This is a genomic window from Tenacibaculum sp. 190524A05c, assembly GCF_964036595.1.
Taxonomy (GTDB): domain Bacteria; phylum Bacteroidota; class Bacteroidia; order Flavobacteriales; family Flavobacteriaceae; genus Polaribacter; species Polaribacter platacis.
This window is the reverse complement of sequence record NZ_OZ038523.1, coordinates 266,429-280,582: the sequence shown is the minus strand read 5'-3', so window position 1 is coordinate 280,582 and position 14,154 is coordinate 266,429. Positions and strand designations below refer to the sequence as shown.

Genomic DNA, 14,154 nt, shown 5'->3' with positions numbered 1-14,154 from the left:
ATAGATTAGGAAATAACTCCTGAACCTAATAGTTCTTCATTCTTATACCAAGCTACGAATTGTCCTTCTTGAATTGCAGATTGTGGATTTTCAAATTCTACAAACAATCCGTTTTCAACTTTATACAATTTTGCTTTTTCTAAAGCCTGACGATAACGAATTCTTGCTTCAACTTCCATAGTTTCATCTGTAGCTAGTGCTAAATCTTCTCGAACCCAATGCAATTCTTCATTAGAAACAAATAAAACATTTCTGTATAAGCCTTTATGGTTTTTACCTTCTCCAGTAAAGATTACATTTTCCTCTACATCTGTTTCAATCACAAACAATGGTTCTTTAGTACCACCAACGGCTAACCCTTTACGTTGTCCTTTTGTAAAATAATGAGCTCCTTGATGTTTACCCACAACTTTTCCATCAGCTATAGCGTATTCATATTTCTTTGATTTATAAGTTAGCTCTGCCTCTTTATTTTCGAATCTTGGTAATGGCTTATTATAAGGCTCAAAAGAATTTGGAACTTGTACAATTACACCTTCTTTTGGTTGTAGCTTTTGCTGTAAAAAATCAGGTAATCTGACTTTACCAATAAAACATAAACCTTGAGAATCTTTCTTTTCAGCAGTAATTAAATCTGCTTCTTTAGCAATTTCTCTTACTTCTGGTTTTGTAAGTTCTCCTATTGGGAATAATGCTTTGGATAATTGCTCTTGAGATAATTGACACAAGAAATAAGATTGATCTTTATTACCATCTTTTCCTGCTAAAAGTTTGTATACTGGTTTTCCATCTATAATTTCCTCATCTTTTCTGCAATAGTGACCTGTAGCAACATAATCTGCTCCCAAGCTTAATGCAATATCCATAAAAACATCAAACTTTATCTCTCTATTACATAAAACATCAGGGTTAGGTGTTCTTCCTTTCTCGTACTCGTCGAACATATAATCAACAATACGTTCTTTGTATTGTTCACTTAAATCAACCGTTTGAAAAGGTATACCCAATTTCTCAGCAACAATCATAGCATCGTTGCTATCTTCTAACCAAGGACATTCATCAGAAATGGTAACAGAATCATCATGCCAATTCTTCATGAACAATCCGATTACATCGTATCCTTGTTCTTTTAATAAATAAGCGGTAACACTACTATCTACTCCTCCTGAAAGTCCAACCACTACTCTTTTCATATATTGCTAAATTTAGGCTGCAAATTTACGAATAAGAATCTGTTTTTTAATATGAGTAATATTGATAGGGTGATAAATTGAATTTATAGAAAAGTTTTACTCTTCTTCCTCTTCAGGTTCAGCATCATCTTTCAATAAATTCTTTCTAGGACGACCTTTTTTAGAAACTTCTCCATCAATGTAATACTCCCATTTTCCAAATCGCTCACCATCCTTAAACATTCCTTTCTCCTTAATAACACCTTTTATATCGAAGTATTTTCCTTCCCCATTCAGTTTTCCATTTTCGTAGTTCACATCTTCAATTAAAACTCCGTTTTCGGTATAAATTTTAGATGTTCCGTGCTTTTTACCTTCTTTATAATACGTTTCTTCTGTTACATTTCCGTTGTCGTAATAGTTTTTAACAACTCCGTTTAAAATACCATTATCATAATTTTCTTCAGAGAATACACGTTTACCATCAGAAAAATAATAGATCCACTTCCCTACTCTTTTCTTTCCAATCATTTTCCCAGTAGTTTTAATTCTACTTTTATTGTAGAATTTTACTGAAGCTGTATCTGTTTTACTTGAAAACACTTTTACAATAGCAGGATAAGAAGATCCTCTGTTATAAAAAGTAAATGTTCCTATTTCCTTCCCATTTTTAAATTCACCTTCATAACGTAAATCTCCATTATTATAATATTTACGCCAAAGTCCATCACGTTCTCCATTAGCATCGAACTGATTTGTTTTTTGGCAAAATGCAGTGAATGAAGTTACTACAAAACTTAAGACAATTAACAAATTAACTTTTATCATTCTTTCTTTCTTTTGTCCTTATATTTAGTAATTATAATGTAAAAGTACATAAACCATACCAATATGAGTATTGATTTTTTAATTTCTGTACTACACAGTATGGAAAATCCTAAAAGAGTAAATCGAAATAATGCTGCAAATATTGTATTAGAACAGCCTGAATTGATTAAACCTCTAGTAGATTTAACATTTGATGTAAATAATAAATTGTCAATTAAAGCTGCTTGGATTTTAGAATGGATTTGTACACATCATGGAATTAACCATGTTTTACCTCATTTAGATACCTTTACAAAAGGTCTACAAAATTTACAATTTGACGGAGCTCTTAGAACTTGTGCAAAAATTTGTGAACATTTAGCTACTGCTTACACCAATACATCAAATAATAAAACCAAAGAAACTATAACTAGCGAACAGATAACTTTAATTATAGAAACTGGATTTGATTGGTTGATAACCGAACAAAAGATTGCGGTAAAAGCCTATACTATGAATACTTTGTATTTGTTTGGTAAACATAGAGACTGGGTTCACCCTGAACTTGAACATATTATAAGGACGAAAGTTATACACGAAAGTAAAGGATGTACAGCAAGAGGTAAGAAAATTTTACAATTGTTAGCAAAACACACTAACTCTTGAAATTCTACAAATCAGAAACTATAACCTACATTTCAGAAAATCTTTCTAATTATCCTTTTAACGTTGATTTAATTTTAAGGTATTAACCAAAAAATATAATCAATCATGTTAGATTTTAAAAATGTAAAATTATTAGGAAAAGAAGAGCAAAAAAAAATTAGCGGAGGGCATTTATCTGGAATTGGAGATGATAATCCGAATGTTTCTTTTAAATGTTATCGTAACAATTCAGGAAATCGCTTTTTTATTTCACCAATAGATTTAAGCTCTGCAACTACCGTTTGTTTTCCTTTTGATGCAAACTATCAATTTGACGATTCAATTTCTGATCCATTAGGACCAGTATTAAATTAAAATTTAGGCGAACTACATAGTTCGCCTTTTTTATTTCTACACTTAAAAAATAAATATGTCCTTTTATACACTAAAACAACTGTTTCGGAAAATTCTAAGACTTCTGCATTTCTCATTTAGATAACTTTAAAGTATTAACCATAAAATAAGATCAATCATGTTAAAAAGAATTTTAAAGTTAGATGGAGTTAAAGAATTAACTAAAAATGAAACTGAAGCTATTCAAGGTAAAGGTGGAATTGGAGCAGGTTCAGGTTCAACAGGATCAAAAGGTTCAACATTAAGTGAGGGCGATAAAGATTATTGGACTCCTGGTGGAAAATTTGCTTGTTACACAAGGTATCAAAATCCAAATAGTTTTAGTCATATTTCTAATTATGACGAAACTGGTAGTGTTTATATCTGTTGGCCATATTAATTCCTAAAATAATATTCTAAGACCTAAGCGAACTTTCCAAAGTTCGCTTTTTTTATTTTTAAATGGTAAGACCATATCATTTACAAATTATAACAATAAGTTCGGAAACATTCTAATAAAAAAGCTTCTAAACCTTTTTACATTCATGTATAAATTAAATAATATTAATCATGAAAAAAAACATTTTAAACTTTGGAAAAGCTCTAAACAAAATAGAGCAAAAAACCATTAACGGAGGAGGAAGAGCCATTCCCTGTTTTGAATGGTGTGCATTAGATTCTTATTTTCAAAGCACTATTCCTAAACCTCTATTTTGTAACTGTAACACAAACACTTCAGGTGGAAGTAATAACACTAGTGGAGGAAACAATAATGGACCTGTTGATCCTGTATAGTAAAAACATTAACCTTCTAAATCAAAAATAATCATGAAAAAAAATATTTCAAATATTAATAATGTAAAAACGTTAACCACTAAAGAACTACGAAAAATTGATGGTGGTGGTGGTTTTTTAAATGGATTTGGTAATCCTACTAATTCACCAATTGATTATGGTGAAGATGATGATAATTATAGTGACCATGAATGGAAATTCTTATGCTACAGAAGAAATGCATTAAATGATCCAGGATATCGTTCTTATACAGATAATACTGATTTTTATACTGTTTGCTATCCTCTATAATATTATTAAGAAGGCAGTCTTTTAGTACAGCCTTCTTTTATATGTTTTCTTATAATTGCTACATCATTTTTAAATAAAATTTGCTTTTTTAAAGAAAGCTTTAATCTTTTTCCTTCGTCAAAAAAGGTATTTATAGAATAAATCACCAAGGTAAGTTCAATCCGCAAATCATTACCATGCAATCAAAAGAGAATTTAATAAGTTAAATTCGCTAAAAACTAATCTGAACTATTTAATAAGTATTGACTTAGATTTATCAGTAAAAGGTTATTTAAATCAGAAAATAAACTGGTTTCATAAAAAGAAAAAAGTTAGAAATAGAATAGAGTTAATCAACTTTTAATTTATTTGATTAACTCCATAAAATCTGGAGCTTTATCCAACCTATATTAAGGTAAACACCTTAATCAAACTCTCTTTACTCAATGTAACTTGCAACCAGTATTAATTAAAAAATTAAATCATGAAAAAAAGCATTTTAAATGTAAAGGGAGTGGAAAAAATCTCAACATCTGACCAAAAAACGATTCAAGGAGGAAACGGATTTGGTAATCCATTAAACTCAACACCATTAGTACCAGAAGATCCTGATGGACCGCCATCACCGAATTGGCAGTTTATGTGTTACTCGGCTAGTACAGCGTCTTACAATCACGTTCAATATTTTAAATCTGAAACGGATTTAAGTTTAACAGATAAAAGATACAAGTGTTTTAGAATTTAAAGGAAGGAAGCGAGCAAATGCTCGCTTTTTTATTGTGAATTCGTATATTTAAAAGAAAAAAGGCTATGATAAAACGGCTAAATCTCTTTCTACTAGTTATTATTTTGTCTTCTTGTTCTAATTCTGTTTCCAAAAAAGATTTACAAGGTACTTGGTGGAATACAGCTGAAACTGGAGATTTTGAAATTATCTTTAAAGGAGATTCCATTGCCATTAATAATGGTTTCGGTATTACTCTTTATGGTACATTTAATTTAGAAAAAGATTCTATTTCAATAACTGTTAATAATAAAACTCATAAAGAATATTTGAAATATAAGCCTGGAGATTCCTTACTGATTTTTAATAATAGTAGATATTTTAAATCGCCTTTATCTGCTATAGAAGTTGATAAAACATTTCATTTTATAGATATAAAATCGAAAAAAACAATTCATTTTGACACTATAAAAAATAGTACCAACTTTATCAAGTTGAGTAAATCGAATTTAAAAACGACACAATTAATATTAAATGATAAGAAAGCAGATATTAGCATGATTCCTGGTTTTCTTTTAAGCTGTAAAATTCCTAATAAATACAAAAAGCCTTTTATTCTATTAGGAAAAGGAATTACTTTAAAAGAATTAACTCGATTATATTCTAATTTTGACTCAGTAAACTTTCCTTTAATTAGCGTATTATCTAAATATGAATTCAAATCTAGAAAATTGCACTATTACGACATTAGAATAGAGTTATTTAAGGAACAACTACTAAAAAATGCACCACCTCCAAGAGAATTAAATGTCACTAGAACAGATTATATTAAAAAATTCAAACCAGAAAACGTCGTTATAAAATCGAAAGAAGATTTCGCAAAACTTGATACTCTAAAAACTGATTTAAATTATTTAATAAGTATAGACTTAGATTTACCTATTGAGGAATATTTACATTTAAACCAAAAAATTAATACACTTCGCAAAAAGGAAAAATTTAATATAAGAACAGAGTTAATCCTCCTTTAAATTCATTTTTTACACCTTAATTTTTAGTGGTAAATACTTAATATAATTAAGGCAATCCCCTTACTCATACTCTTTTTCGTCATTGTAATTTGCAACCAGTATTAATTAAAAAATCGAATAATGAAAAAAAGTATTTTAAACTTAAAGGGAGTGGAAAAACTAGAAAAAAGTAGTTTAATTCAAATTAACGGTGGTGCAAATGAATATTACTGTTGGGATAACAACGGGAATTTTAATTCAAGTACTGATGTTTCTGGAAATGGAGTTCACTGTGTTCCAATTGCCGTTGTTGAAGCAGAAAAAGAAGAATTATTCTACCCTCAAGATGGAATCCGTATGTAACACAATAAAAAAGGTAAATTCAATTGAATTTACCTTTTCTTTTATTTTAATTCTTCAAGATTCGTAGGTTTTCGATATCCTTGAAACGGTTGTTTTAACAATTCTGTTAAGTTTGAATTCTTGACTTCATCTGGAAAGGTATCTACTCCATATACAATTTCATCTCTATCTAATTCCATATAAGTTCCTAATAATCGATCCCAAATAGAAAAGATATTACCAAAGTTTGAATCTGTGTAAGGCAACAAATTATGATGATGAACCTTATGCATATCCGGAGAAACGATTACATAACTCAATATCTTATCTAATTTCCTTGGCATTTTCAAATTCGCATGATTAAACTGCGTAAACACCAATGATAATGATTGATATAACATTATGATGTAAAACGGTGTTCCTACTACAAACACACCTAATAATGTAAACGCAAAACGAATTACACTTTCTATTGGGTGATGTCTATTTGCTGTTGTAGTATCTACTTTATGATCGGTATGATGAACTAAATGTACCATCCACAAGGGAATAAACTTGTGTTCTACCAAATGTGCTAAGTATGCTCCAAAAAAATCTAGAAATAAAACACCTAATATAATATAAGCCCATAATGGCATTTCTGGCAACCAATTGATCAATCCAAATTGATTTTCATCTACCCAAAAAGAAGTTTGTAATAAAAGAAATGCAAGAGCAAAATTGATTATTACTGTAGTTCCTGTAAAAAATAAATTCGGCCAAGCATGTTTCCATTTGTTGTAACCAAATTTAAATAAAGGCATTCCACTTTCAAGGAGCCAGAAAAATGAAATTCCACCAACCAAAAGCATACTTCTATGCAGCGTTGGCATGTTTTCAAAATAGGTCTTAATTACTTCCATGTTATGTTTGATTTACATAACAAGTTTACTAAAAAATGGACGTATTGTTACTATAACTACGTTAATAAAATTAAGAAATTGGTAATTTTTTCTTCAATTCCTCAACAATTCTATAAGTTGCCGGGCAAATTTCTGTATTTTTAATAGTTAAGTTCGCCAGCTGAATAAATTTCTTTCTGTTCGTATGTGGATATTCAGCACAAGCCTTAGGACGCACATCATAAATGAAACACGAATTATCATTCAAGTCTAAAAACGGACATGGAGAAGTTTTTAATACGTGAAAATCATCTTCATCAATACGTAAATATTGAGACACAAAATCTGCAACCTTCATTTTTAAATGCTTCGAAATACGCTCAATATCTTTATAAGTAAACATAGGGCTTGTAGTTTTACAACAATTCCCACAATTCAAGCAATCTGTTCGTTCAAATTCCTCTTCATGAATCTCCTGCACTATTAAATCAAGACGCTTTGGTGTGCGCTTTTTCAGTTTTTGAAAATATTTCTTGTTTTCAGCAAGTTTCTCTTGTGATAATTCTTTAAGATTTTCAAGGTCTTTATCCATATTGCAAAGCTACGGCAATATGAATAGAATTCGGCTACATAAACCAATAAAATTATGTAATTTTGCTACTCGATTTAAATGAAATAAGTCAACTAATGAGCATACAATCGTTACTAGAAGCGAACGTTAAAGAAGGGTTTAAAAAGTTATACGATACAGAAATCCCATCTGTAGAATTTCAAGCAACAAGAAAAGATTTCGAAGGAGATATTACTGTGGTAATTTTTCCACTACTTCGATATAAGAAAGGAAATCCAGTACAAATTGGTGAAGATTTAGGAAACTACTTGGTAGAAAACATTCAAGAAGTGTCTAAATTTAATGTGGTAAAAGGATTCTTAAACTTAGTTATTGATGATAGTTTTTACATCAACTTCTTCAATGAAATTTCATCAAACGAATCATACGGATTTGTAAGCTCAGACTCGGATGCGAGAATGGTTGAGTATTCTTCTCCGAATACAAATAAGCCATTACACTTAGGACACGTAAGAAACGTTTTATTAGGGTATTCAGTTTCTGAAATTCTAAAAGCGGCGGGTCACAAAGTATATAAAACACAAATTATTAACGACCGTGGAATTCATATTTGTAAGTCAATGTTGGCTTGGAAACGTTTTGGAAACGGAGAAACTCCAGAATCTACAGGTTTAAAAGGAGATAAATTAGTTGGTAATTACTACGTAAAGTTCGATCAAGAATACAAGAAAGAAATTTCAGAATTAGTTGAACAAGGAATTTCTGAGGATGATGCTAAAAAGCAAGCTCCAATTTTTGTAGAAGCTCAAGAAATGTTACGTAAATGGGAAAAAGGCTCACCTGAGGTCGTTGACCTCTGGAAAACAATGAATGGTTGGGTTTATGAAGGATTTGACGTAACATACGAATATATTGGTGTAAACTTCGATAAGTTATACTATGAAAGTGATACCTATTTATTAGGTAAGGACGTTATTGAGCAAGGATTAAAAGATGGAGTTTTCTTCAAAAAAGAAGATGGATCTGTTTGGTGTGATTTAACTGAAGATGGTTTAGATGAGAAATTAGTATTGCGTTCAGATGGTACTGCAGTATATATGACTCAAGATATTGGAACGGCTATTCAACGTGCTAAAGACTTTACAGATTTAAACGGAATGGTTTATACTGTAGGTAATGAACAAGATTATCACTTTAAAGTATTATTCTTAATCTTAAAGAAGTTAGGCTATAACTGGGCTGATCAATTATATCATTTAAGTTACGGAATGGTAGATTTACCTTCTGGAAAAATGAAATCACGTGAAGGAACAGTTGTAGATGCTGATGATTTAATGGATGAAATGACGAATACTGCTCGTGAGATTTCTCAAGAGTTAGGAAAATTAGAAGGGTACTCTGATGAAGAAAAGGAGTCTTTATATAAAATTATTGGATTAGGTGCTTTAAAATATTTCATTTTAAAAGTTGATCCTAAAAAGAGAATCTTATTCGATCCTCAAGCTTCTGTAGATTTCCAAGGAAATACTGGACCTTTCGTACAATATACGTATGCTCGAATCCAGTCTATTTTAAGAAAAGCTGATTTTGATTACAATTCTTCTGTTTCATCTATTGATTTACATGATAAGGAGAAAGAATTAATTAAGCAATTAGAATTATATCCAGAAGTAATTCAACAAGCAGCTAAGAACTATTCTCCTGCTGTGGTTGCAAATTACACGTACGATTTAGTAAAAGAATTCAACTCGTTTTATCAAAATGTTTCAATTTTAGGTGAAGAGAATCAAGATAAAAAAGTATTTAGAGTTCAGCTATCTAAAAAGGTGGCGGATACTATTAAATCAGCATTTAGTTTGTTAGGGATTAATGTTCCTGAGAGAATGTAAAGTAAATATATAGTTATGATTACTTTGAAAAAACAATTTATTCTATTCTTTTTTATTCAACTATCTGTTTTTGCTCAAGATGAATTTGACAAAGCCAACATCTTTCTTCGAAATAATGAAGAAGTTAAAGGGTTAGCTAAAATATCAGGGAATAAAATTCGATTTAAAAAGTTAGAGAATTTTAAAAAAGAAACTTTAAACTATAAGAAAGTAAAAAAGGTAGTTTTTGATAATGGTAAGACTTTCGTTTTCAAAATGACGAAGAGGAAAATTATACTTCTTGAAGAATTAGTTAACGGAAAAATAAGTCTCTACGTTAAAAATAAAGTTGATCATTTATTTGATTTTACTGGTAATACTCCTAAATCTTTAGGTAATAATAAACAAACAATCTATTATTTCGGAAAACACGGAGGAGACCAGGTTTTGGGACTTTTATCCGAAAAAGATGATAAAAAAATCTATAAAGAGTTCTTTTCTGATTGCAAAAAATATACTGATTTAAGTATGGAAGATAGAGCTGCTTTAGGTGGAATGATAAACGCAGTTAAGTTTTATAACGAAAACTGTAAATAGTGCAAAGAATCTTAATTAAAAATACAATCAAATTAATTATTGGCGGAATAGCCATAGGATTATTACACCAATATGATTTAGTATTAGCCATATTATTGGCCCTAAAGATTGTACACTCATTCTACAAAAACATAAAAAAACAAACCTTTAGCATTGCCTTAGTCATTGGTTTTGTAATTACTGGAATTATTGGAATTGCTGTTGAACATGCAGGTACATCATATGGATACTGGGAATATCATGATATTTCTAGACAAGTTCCATTATGGATTTTCTTTGCTTGGGGAGCCGCTTTTATTTTGATGTACCAAATTGAAAATCAAGTTTATCAAGCTACTCCTACCCTCTCTGAGAATTCAAAAAAATACTTAACATTATTTATGGTAGCCTTTTTTCCTACGTTAGGTGAAATAATTGCCATAAATTTGGGGACGTGGACGTATTATGTTCCTTATCAAATTTTAGGAGTACCCTTTGCTGCAATTGTAGCATTAATAATAATTCACAGTTCGGTAAATGCCTTATTAGGTTTTACGAGCAAAAAATTTGGAATTAAAGACATGGTTTTTAATCCACAAAAAATGTAAATAAACAACTAATAGATAAATATAAATTATGAAATACGACATCATAGTAATTGGTTCAGGACCTGGAGGATATGTTACAGCTATTAGAGCTTCTCAATTAGGTTTTAAAACAGCTGTAGTTGAGAAAGAAAGTTTAGGTGGAATATGCTTAAACTGGGGATGTATTCCTACAAAAGCACTTTTAAAATCTGCTCAAGTATATGATTATTTAAAGCATGTTGATGAGTATGGTTTAAAAGCAGAAGCTATTGACAAAGATTTTGACGCTGTAATCAAAAGAAGTCGTGGTGTTGCTGATGGAATGAGCAAAGGTGTTCAATTCTTAATGAAGAAAAACAAAATTGACGTAATCAATGGTTTCGGAAAAATAAAAACTGGTAAAAAAGTTGACGTAACTGGAGAGGACGGAAAAGTAACAGAATACTCAGCAGATCATATTGTAATTGCAACTGGAGCACGTTCTCGTGTATTACCAAGTTTACCACAGGATGGTAAAAAAGTAATTGGATATCGTGAAGCAATGACGTTACCTACTCAACCAAAATCAATGATTGTTGTTGGTTCTGGTGCCATTGGAGTAGAATTCGCTCATTTCTATAACGCTATGGGAACTGAGGTTACTATTGTAGAATATATGCCGAATATTGTTCCTGTTGAAGATAAAGATGTTTCTAAACAAATGGAACGTTCTTTCAAAAAAGCTGGAATCAAAATAATGACTAACTCTTCTGTTGAATCTGTTGATACTTCTGGAGATGGCGTTAAAGCTACTGTTAAAACTAAAAAAGGAGAACAAATTTTAGAAGCAGATATCGTATTATCAGCAGTAGGAATTAAAACAAACATTGAAAACATCGGATTAGAAGATGTTGGAATTGTAACTGATAGAGATAAGATTTTAGTAAACGATTGGTATCAAACAAATATCCCAGGATATTATGCAATTGGAGATGTAACTCCTGGTCCAGCTTTAGCACACGTTGCTTCTGCTGAAGGAATTACTTGTGTTGAAAAAATCGCTGGATTACATACAGAATCTATTGATTACGGAAACATTCCTGGTTGTACCTATGCTACTCCAGAAATTGCTTCTGTAGGATTAACAGAAGAAAAAGCAAAAGAAGCTGGTTATGATATCAAAGTTGGTAAATTCCCATTCTCTGCTTCAGGTAAAGCAAAAGCTGCTGGAACTCCAGAAGGATTTGTAAAAGTAATTTTTGATGCAAAATATGGTGAATGGTTAGGTTGCCATATGATTGGAGCTGGTGTTACAGATATGATTGCAGAAGCTGTGTTAGGTAGAAAATTAGAAACTACTGGACATGAAGTCTTAAAAGCAATTCACCCTCACCCAACAATGAGTGAAGCGGTTATGGAAGCAGTTGCTGATGCTTACGATGAAGTGATTCACCTATAGAACATAACATATATAAATTTAAAGGCCATCATAAAAATGATGGCCTTTTTTTGTTATTCTAAATTAAAAAAAGAATTGTGTTATGGTCATTCCGAATGAAATGAAGGAATCTATTAAAATGTTTACTTCTCCATATTTTTCGGGATAAAATTTTTTCGTAATGAAGTCCTCTAAAATTGGAACGTAACAACCTTATAATAAACCACATAAAAAACATCCAATTATAATCTATTGTTAATTATACAATCACTTCACTAAAACTGATGTTTTTGGTATCATTCTTGCGACATTGTAGACTTAACCATATAAATAAATTTAAAACCAAAAATTATGAAAAAAACATTATTAAGTCTATTGCTATTATGTGCTACAATTAGCACAACAGTTGCTCAAGAAGGAGAAAAAAGACAAGAAGTTGGAATTAACTTCTCTTCGTTAAATTCATTTGGATTGAACTACAAAACCGGTACATCCAAAAATTTATGGCGTTTTAGTGTCTTGGCTTTAAACCTAAATAATACAGAATCAGAAACTGATGATCCTGTAAGAGGTGATGATGAACAATTTAATATTGGGGCTCAAGTTAGTATTGGTAAAGAATTTAGAAAAGACATTACTAAAAATCTTGAATTTCGTTATGGATTTGATGTTGCTTTTGCATACAACAACAATAAATTTACTAGAGATGCAACAACATTCTTTGAAACTGAAAGAACTACGTATACTCCATCTTTAGCAGGTGTTATAGGTGTTAACTATGTATTTAATGATAATTTGGCTTTTGGAGTAGAATTATTACCTAGATTTAGTTATACAACTGGAGATTTTACAGAAACTACAGGAACTAATGTTATCAATGGTGACATTTCATCTTATGCCTTTGGTTTTGGTAACAATCCTGCTCAACTATCTTTATCCTATAGATTTTAAAAATCACAACCAAGAAGAAACAAAAAAACCTCGCAAATTGCGAGGTTTTTTAATATATTTAAGACAAATAAAATTTTTACAATATGAAAGCAAAATATCAAAGTGTTTTAAACCTAGGTGAACAATTAGAAATTCAAAACGGAGATGTAAAAGAAGAAAATGGAGTTTTACATATCTCTGGAACTGCAAAGAATCAGTATGAGAAAAACCTTTTATGGGATGAAATTAAAAAGGTAGGTGGTGATAACCCAACTGATATTGTAGCTGATATTACAGTTGAGGATACTTCTGTATTTGCAAACCACACGGTTAAAAGTGGAGAAACTTTAGGTAAAATTGCAAAACACTATTATGGTGATGCAATGAAGTATAAAGAAATTTTCGCAGCGAACACGAATATCCTAAAATCAGCTGATCTAATTCATCCAGGTCAAGAATTGGTAATTCCGAATCTATAGTATATCGTTTAAAACTACACTACTCTATATAAAAAAACCTCGCAATTTGCGAGGTTTTTAAATTTTGAGGACTATCCATTAATTGAAGATACAAACTCTTCCTCCAAACCCATAAAGACTATCTCTACAAGAAACATCTCCAGGACCTAAGAAAGGATATGCATCCCAGCAATCTCTGTTTGTGTTACAACGAATGGTTCCCCATCCACCGCTTACTTGTTTTTGTTCTTTTTTACTAAGGGACTTTCCTAAATTTTCAATGTTTTTTAACATAATAATAAATTTTTAGATTTTTTATTTGGTATATTTTAAAAAATACTCTTTAAAATTAAGAATCTTATTTTAAATATTAAAAAGGATTTGAAATTTTTTATTACTTAAGTTAAATTATTCATTTCTATTAAAAAATCAGTTCAGTTTTACAATAAAAACAACATTATCAATACTTTAAAAACATTTATTTAAATAAATTATAAGTTTTACTGATAATAAAATAGAAAAAACCTTTTTCGGCATCATTCTTGTTATTAACTATTCAACGAAAAAACTACTATTATGCAATTATCAATTACTATTAAATTGAAGTTGATGGGGAAGTTGCTATAAGTGAAAAAGGAAGGTTACAAAACCAAAAAAACCGAAACGTGCTAGTTTCGGTTTTTTGGTTTTTTGGTTTTTTGGTTTTCA

19 protein-coding genes are annotated in these 14,154 nt (G+C 30.3%); 14 read left to right on the top strand and 5 right to left on the bottom strand.

Annotated elements, in window-relative coordinates; genetic code table 11:
• Positions 1 to 5: 5 nt before the first annotated feature.
• Entirely contained in the window at positions 6 to 1,193 is a 1,188-nt protein-coding gene (gene mnmA, locus ABNT61_RS01200) for a tRNA 2-thiouridine(34) synthase MnmA (protein WP_348744518.1), read from the bottom strand.
• A gap of 96 nt (positions 1,194 to 1,289) precedes the next feature.
• Positions 1,290 to 2,000 (bottom strand): toxin-antitoxin system YwqK family antitoxin, encoded by a 711-nt coding sequence (locus ABNT61_RS01195; protein ID WP_348744517.1) that lies wholly within the window; start codon positions 1,998 to 2,000, stop codon positions 1,290 to 1,292.
• A gap of 63 nt (positions 2,001 to 2,063) precedes the next feature.
• On the opposite strand from ABNT61_RS01195, the gene ABNT61_RS01190 reads away from it, so the two are divergent.
• The 8 genes from ABNT61_RS01190 to ABNT61_RS01155 all read left to right on the top strand — a co-directional run bounded on the left by ABNT61_RS01190 (position 2,064) and on the right by ABNT61_RS01155 (position 6,179).
• Positions 2,064 to 2,645 (top strand): adenylosuccinate lyase, encoded by a 582-nt coding sequence (locus tag ABNT61_RS01190; protein ID WP_348744516.1) that lies wholly within the window; start codon positions 2,064 to 2,066, stop codon positions 2,643 to 2,645.
• 105 nt (positions 2,646 to 2,750) lie between these two features.
• Positions 2,751 to 2,999, top strand: coding sequence for a hypothetical protein (locus tag ABNT61_RS01185; protein ID WP_348744515.1), 249 nt, complete (start codon positions 2,751 to 2,753; stop codon positions 2,997 to 2,999).
• A gap of 157 nt (positions 3,000 to 3,156) precedes the next feature.
• Positions 3,157 to 3,417: a hypothetical protein gene (locus ABNT61_RS01180; RefSeq protein WP_348744514.1), complete on the top strand. Its 261-nt coding sequence runs from the start codon at positions 3,157 to 3,159 to the stop codon at positions 3,415 to 3,417.
• Between the two features lie 170 nt (positions 3,418 to 3,587).
• Entirely contained in the window at positions 3,588 to 3,812 is a 225-nt protein-coding gene (locus ABNT61_RS01175; protein WP_348744513.1) for a hypothetical protein, read from the top strand.
• A 33-nt stretch (positions 3,813 to 3,845) separates the two neighbouring features.
• On the top strand, positions 3,846 to 4,103 hold the full coding sequence (locus ABNT61_RS01170) for a ComC/BlpC family leader-containing pheromone/bacteriocin (RefSeq protein ID WP_348744512.1): 258 nt from the start codon (positions 3,846 to 3,848) through the stop codon (positions 4,101 to 4,103).
• Positions 4,104 to 4,566: 463 nt separating this feature from the next.
• Positions 4,567 to 4,827, top strand: coding sequence for a hypothetical protein (locus ABNT61_RS01165; protein ID WP_348744511.1), 261 nt, complete (start codon positions 4,567 to 4,569; stop codon positions 4,825 to 4,827).
• A 65-nt stretch (positions 4,828 to 4,892) separates the two neighbouring features.
• Entirely contained in the window at positions 4,893 to 5,837 is a 945-nt protein-coding gene (locus ABNT61_RS01160; RefSeq protein WP_348744510.1) for a hypothetical protein, read from the top strand.
• A 120-nt stretch (positions 5,838 to 5,957) separates the two neighbouring features.
• On the top strand, positions 5,958 to 6,179 hold the full coding sequence (locus tag ABNT61_RS01155; RefSeq protein WP_348721741.1) for a hypothetical protein: 222 nt from the start codon (positions 5,958 to 5,960) through the stop codon (positions 6,177 to 6,179).
• Positions 6,180 to 6,220: 41 nt separating this feature from the next.
• Here the strand turns inward: ABNT61_RS01155 and ABNT61_RS01150 are convergent, their stop codons facing one another.
• Positions 6,221 to 7,060: a sterol desaturase family protein gene (locus tag ABNT61_RS01150; protein ID WP_348744509.1), complete on the bottom strand. Its 840-nt coding sequence runs from the start codon at positions 7,058 to 7,060 to the stop codon at positions 6,221 to 6,223.
• Between the two features lie 70 nt (positions 7,061 to 7,130).
• On the bottom strand, positions 7,131 to 7,631 hold the full coding sequence (locus tag ABNT61_RS01145; RefSeq protein ID WP_348711482.1) for a YkgJ family cysteine cluster protein: 501 nt from the start codon (positions 7,629 to 7,631) through the stop codon (positions 7,131 to 7,133).
• A gap of 95 nt (positions 7,632 to 7,726) precedes the next feature.
• On the opposite strand from ABNT61_RS01145, the gene argS reads away from it, so the two are divergent.
• The 6 genes from argS to ABNT61_RS01115 all read left to right on the top strand — a co-directional run bounded on the left by argS (position 7,727) and on the right by ABNT61_RS01115 (position 13,467).
• Entirely contained in the window at positions 7,727 to 9,499 is a 1,773-nt protein-coding gene (gene argS, locus ABNT61_RS01140; RefSeq protein WP_348744508.1) for an arginine--tRNA ligase, read from the top strand.
• 15 nt (positions 9,500 to 9,514) lie between these two features.
• Complete coding sequence (locus tag ABNT61_RS01135; RefSeq protein WP_348744507.1) at positions 9,515 to 10,075, top strand: hypothetical protein; 561 nt, start codon at positions 9,515 to 9,517, stop codon at positions 10,073 to 10,075.
• Positions 10,075 to 10,662, top strand: coding sequence for a hypothetical protein (locus ABNT61_RS01130; RefSeq protein WP_348744506.1), 588 nt, complete (start codon positions 10,075 to 10,077; stop codon positions 10,660 to 10,662). Before ABNT61_RS01135 ends, ABNT61_RS01130 begins: the two co-directional genes overlap by 1 nt.
• A 28-nt stretch (positions 10,663 to 10,690) precedes the next feature.
• Positions 10,691 to 12,079, top strand: coding sequence for a dihydrolipoyl dehydrogenase (lpdA, locus tag ABNT61_RS01125; protein ID WP_348711479.1), 1,389 nt, complete (start codon positions 10,691 to 10,693; stop codon positions 12,077 to 12,079).
• A 330-nt stretch (positions 12,080 to 12,409) separates the two neighbouring features.
• The gene (locus tag ABNT61_RS01120) at positions 12,410 to 13,009 is read left to right on the top strand and encodes a hypothetical protein (protein ID WP_348744505.1); all 600 of its coding nucleotides are present in this window, start codon (positions 12,410 to 12,412) and stop codon (positions 13,007 to 13,009) included.
• Between the two features lie 83 nt (positions 13,010 to 13,092).
• Positions 13,093 to 13,467, top strand: a complete 375-nt coding sequence (locus ABNT61_RS01115; protein ID WP_348711477.1) for a LysM peptidoglycan-binding domain-containing protein — start codon at positions 13,093 to 13,095, stop codon at positions 13,465 to 13,467.
• Positions 13,468 to 13,545: 78 nt separating this feature from the next.
• On the opposite strand, the gene ABNT61_RS01110 is transcribed toward ABNT61_RS01115, so the two are convergent.
• The gene (locus ABNT61_RS01110; protein WP_348721736.1) at positions 13,546 to 13,740 is read right to left on the bottom strand and encodes a hypothetical protein; all 195 of its coding nucleotides are present in this window, start codon (positions 13,738 to 13,740) and stop codon (positions 13,546 to 13,548) included.
• Between the last annotated feature and the right edge of the window lie 414 nt (positions 13,741 to 14,154).

Excerpts from the sequence above, each read along its gene's own strand:
- ABNT61_RS01180 (WP_348744514.1), top strand. The coding sequence starts at position 3,157 with ATGTTAAAAAGAATTTTAAAGTTAGATGGAGTTAAAGAATTAACTAAA.
- ABNT61_RS01190 (WP_348744516.1), top strand. The coding sequence starts at position 2,064 with ATGAGTATTGATTTTTTAATTTCTGTACTACACAGTATGGAAAATCCT.
- ABNT61_RS01150 (WP_348744509.1), bottom strand. The coding sequence starts at position 7,060 with ATGGAAGTAATTAAGACCTATTTTGAAAACATGCCAACGCTGCATAGA.
- ABNT61_RS01185 (WP_348744515.1), top strand. The coding sequence starts at position 2,751 with ATGTTAGATTTTAAAAATGTAAAATTATTAGGAAAAGAAGAGCAAAAA.
- ABNT61_RS01115 (WP_348711477.1), top strand. The coding sequence starts at position 13,093 with ATGAAAGCAAAATATCAAAGTGTTTTAAACCTAGGTGAACAATTAGAA.
- ABNT61_RS01160 (WP_348744510.1), top strand. The coding sequence starts at position 4,893 with ATGATAAAACGGCTAAATCTCTTTCTACTAGTTATTATTTTGTCTTCT.
- argS (WP_348744508.1), top strand. The coding sequence starts at position 7,727 with ATGAGCATACAATCGTTACTAGAAGCGAACGTTAAAGAAGGGTTTAAA.
- ABNT61_RS01120 (WP_348744505.1), top strand. The coding sequence starts at position 12,410 with ATGAAAAAAACATTATTAAGTCTATTGCTATTATGTGCTACAATTAGC.
- ABNT61_RS01110 (WP_348721736.1), bottom strand. The coding sequence starts at position 13,740 with ATGTTAAAAAACATTGAAAATTTAGGAAAGTCCCTTAGTAAAAAAGAA.
- ABNT61_RS01165 (WP_348744511.1), top strand. The coding sequence starts at position 4,567 with ATGAAAAAAAGCATTTTAAATGTAAAGGGAGTGGAAAAAATCTCAACA.
- lpdA (WP_348711479.1), top strand. The coding sequence starts at position 10,691 with ATGAAATACGACATCATAGTAATTGGTTCAGGACCTGGAGGATATGTT.
- ABNT61_RS01170 (WP_348744512.1), top strand. The coding sequence starts at position 3,846 with ATGAAAAAAAATATTTCAAATATTAATAATGTAAAAACGTTAACCACT.
- ABNT61_RS01145 (WP_348711482.1), bottom strand. The coding sequence starts at position 7,631 with ATGGATAAAGACCTTGAAAATCTTAAAGAATTATCACAAGAGAAACTT.
- ABNT61_RS01195 (WP_348744517.1), bottom strand. The coding sequence starts at position 2,000 with ATGATAAAAGTTAATTTGTTAATTGTCTTAAGTTTTGTAGTAACTTCA.
- mnmA (WP_348744518.1), bottom strand. The coding sequence starts at position 1,193 with ATGAAAAGAGTAGTGGTTGGACTTTCAGGAGGAGTAGATAGTAGTGTT.
- ABNT61_RS01135 (WP_348744507.1), top strand. The coding sequence starts at position 9,515 with ATGATTACTTTGAAAAAACAATTTATTCTATTCTTTTTTATTCAACTA.
- ABNT61_RS01155 (WP_348721741.1), top strand. The coding sequence starts at position 5,958 with ATGAAAAAAAGTATTTTAAACTTAAAGGGAGTGGAAAAACTAGAAAAA.
- ABNT61_RS01175 (WP_348744513.1), top strand. The coding sequence starts at position 3,588 with ATGAAAAAAAACATTTTAAACTTTGGAAAAGCTCTAAACAAAATAGAG.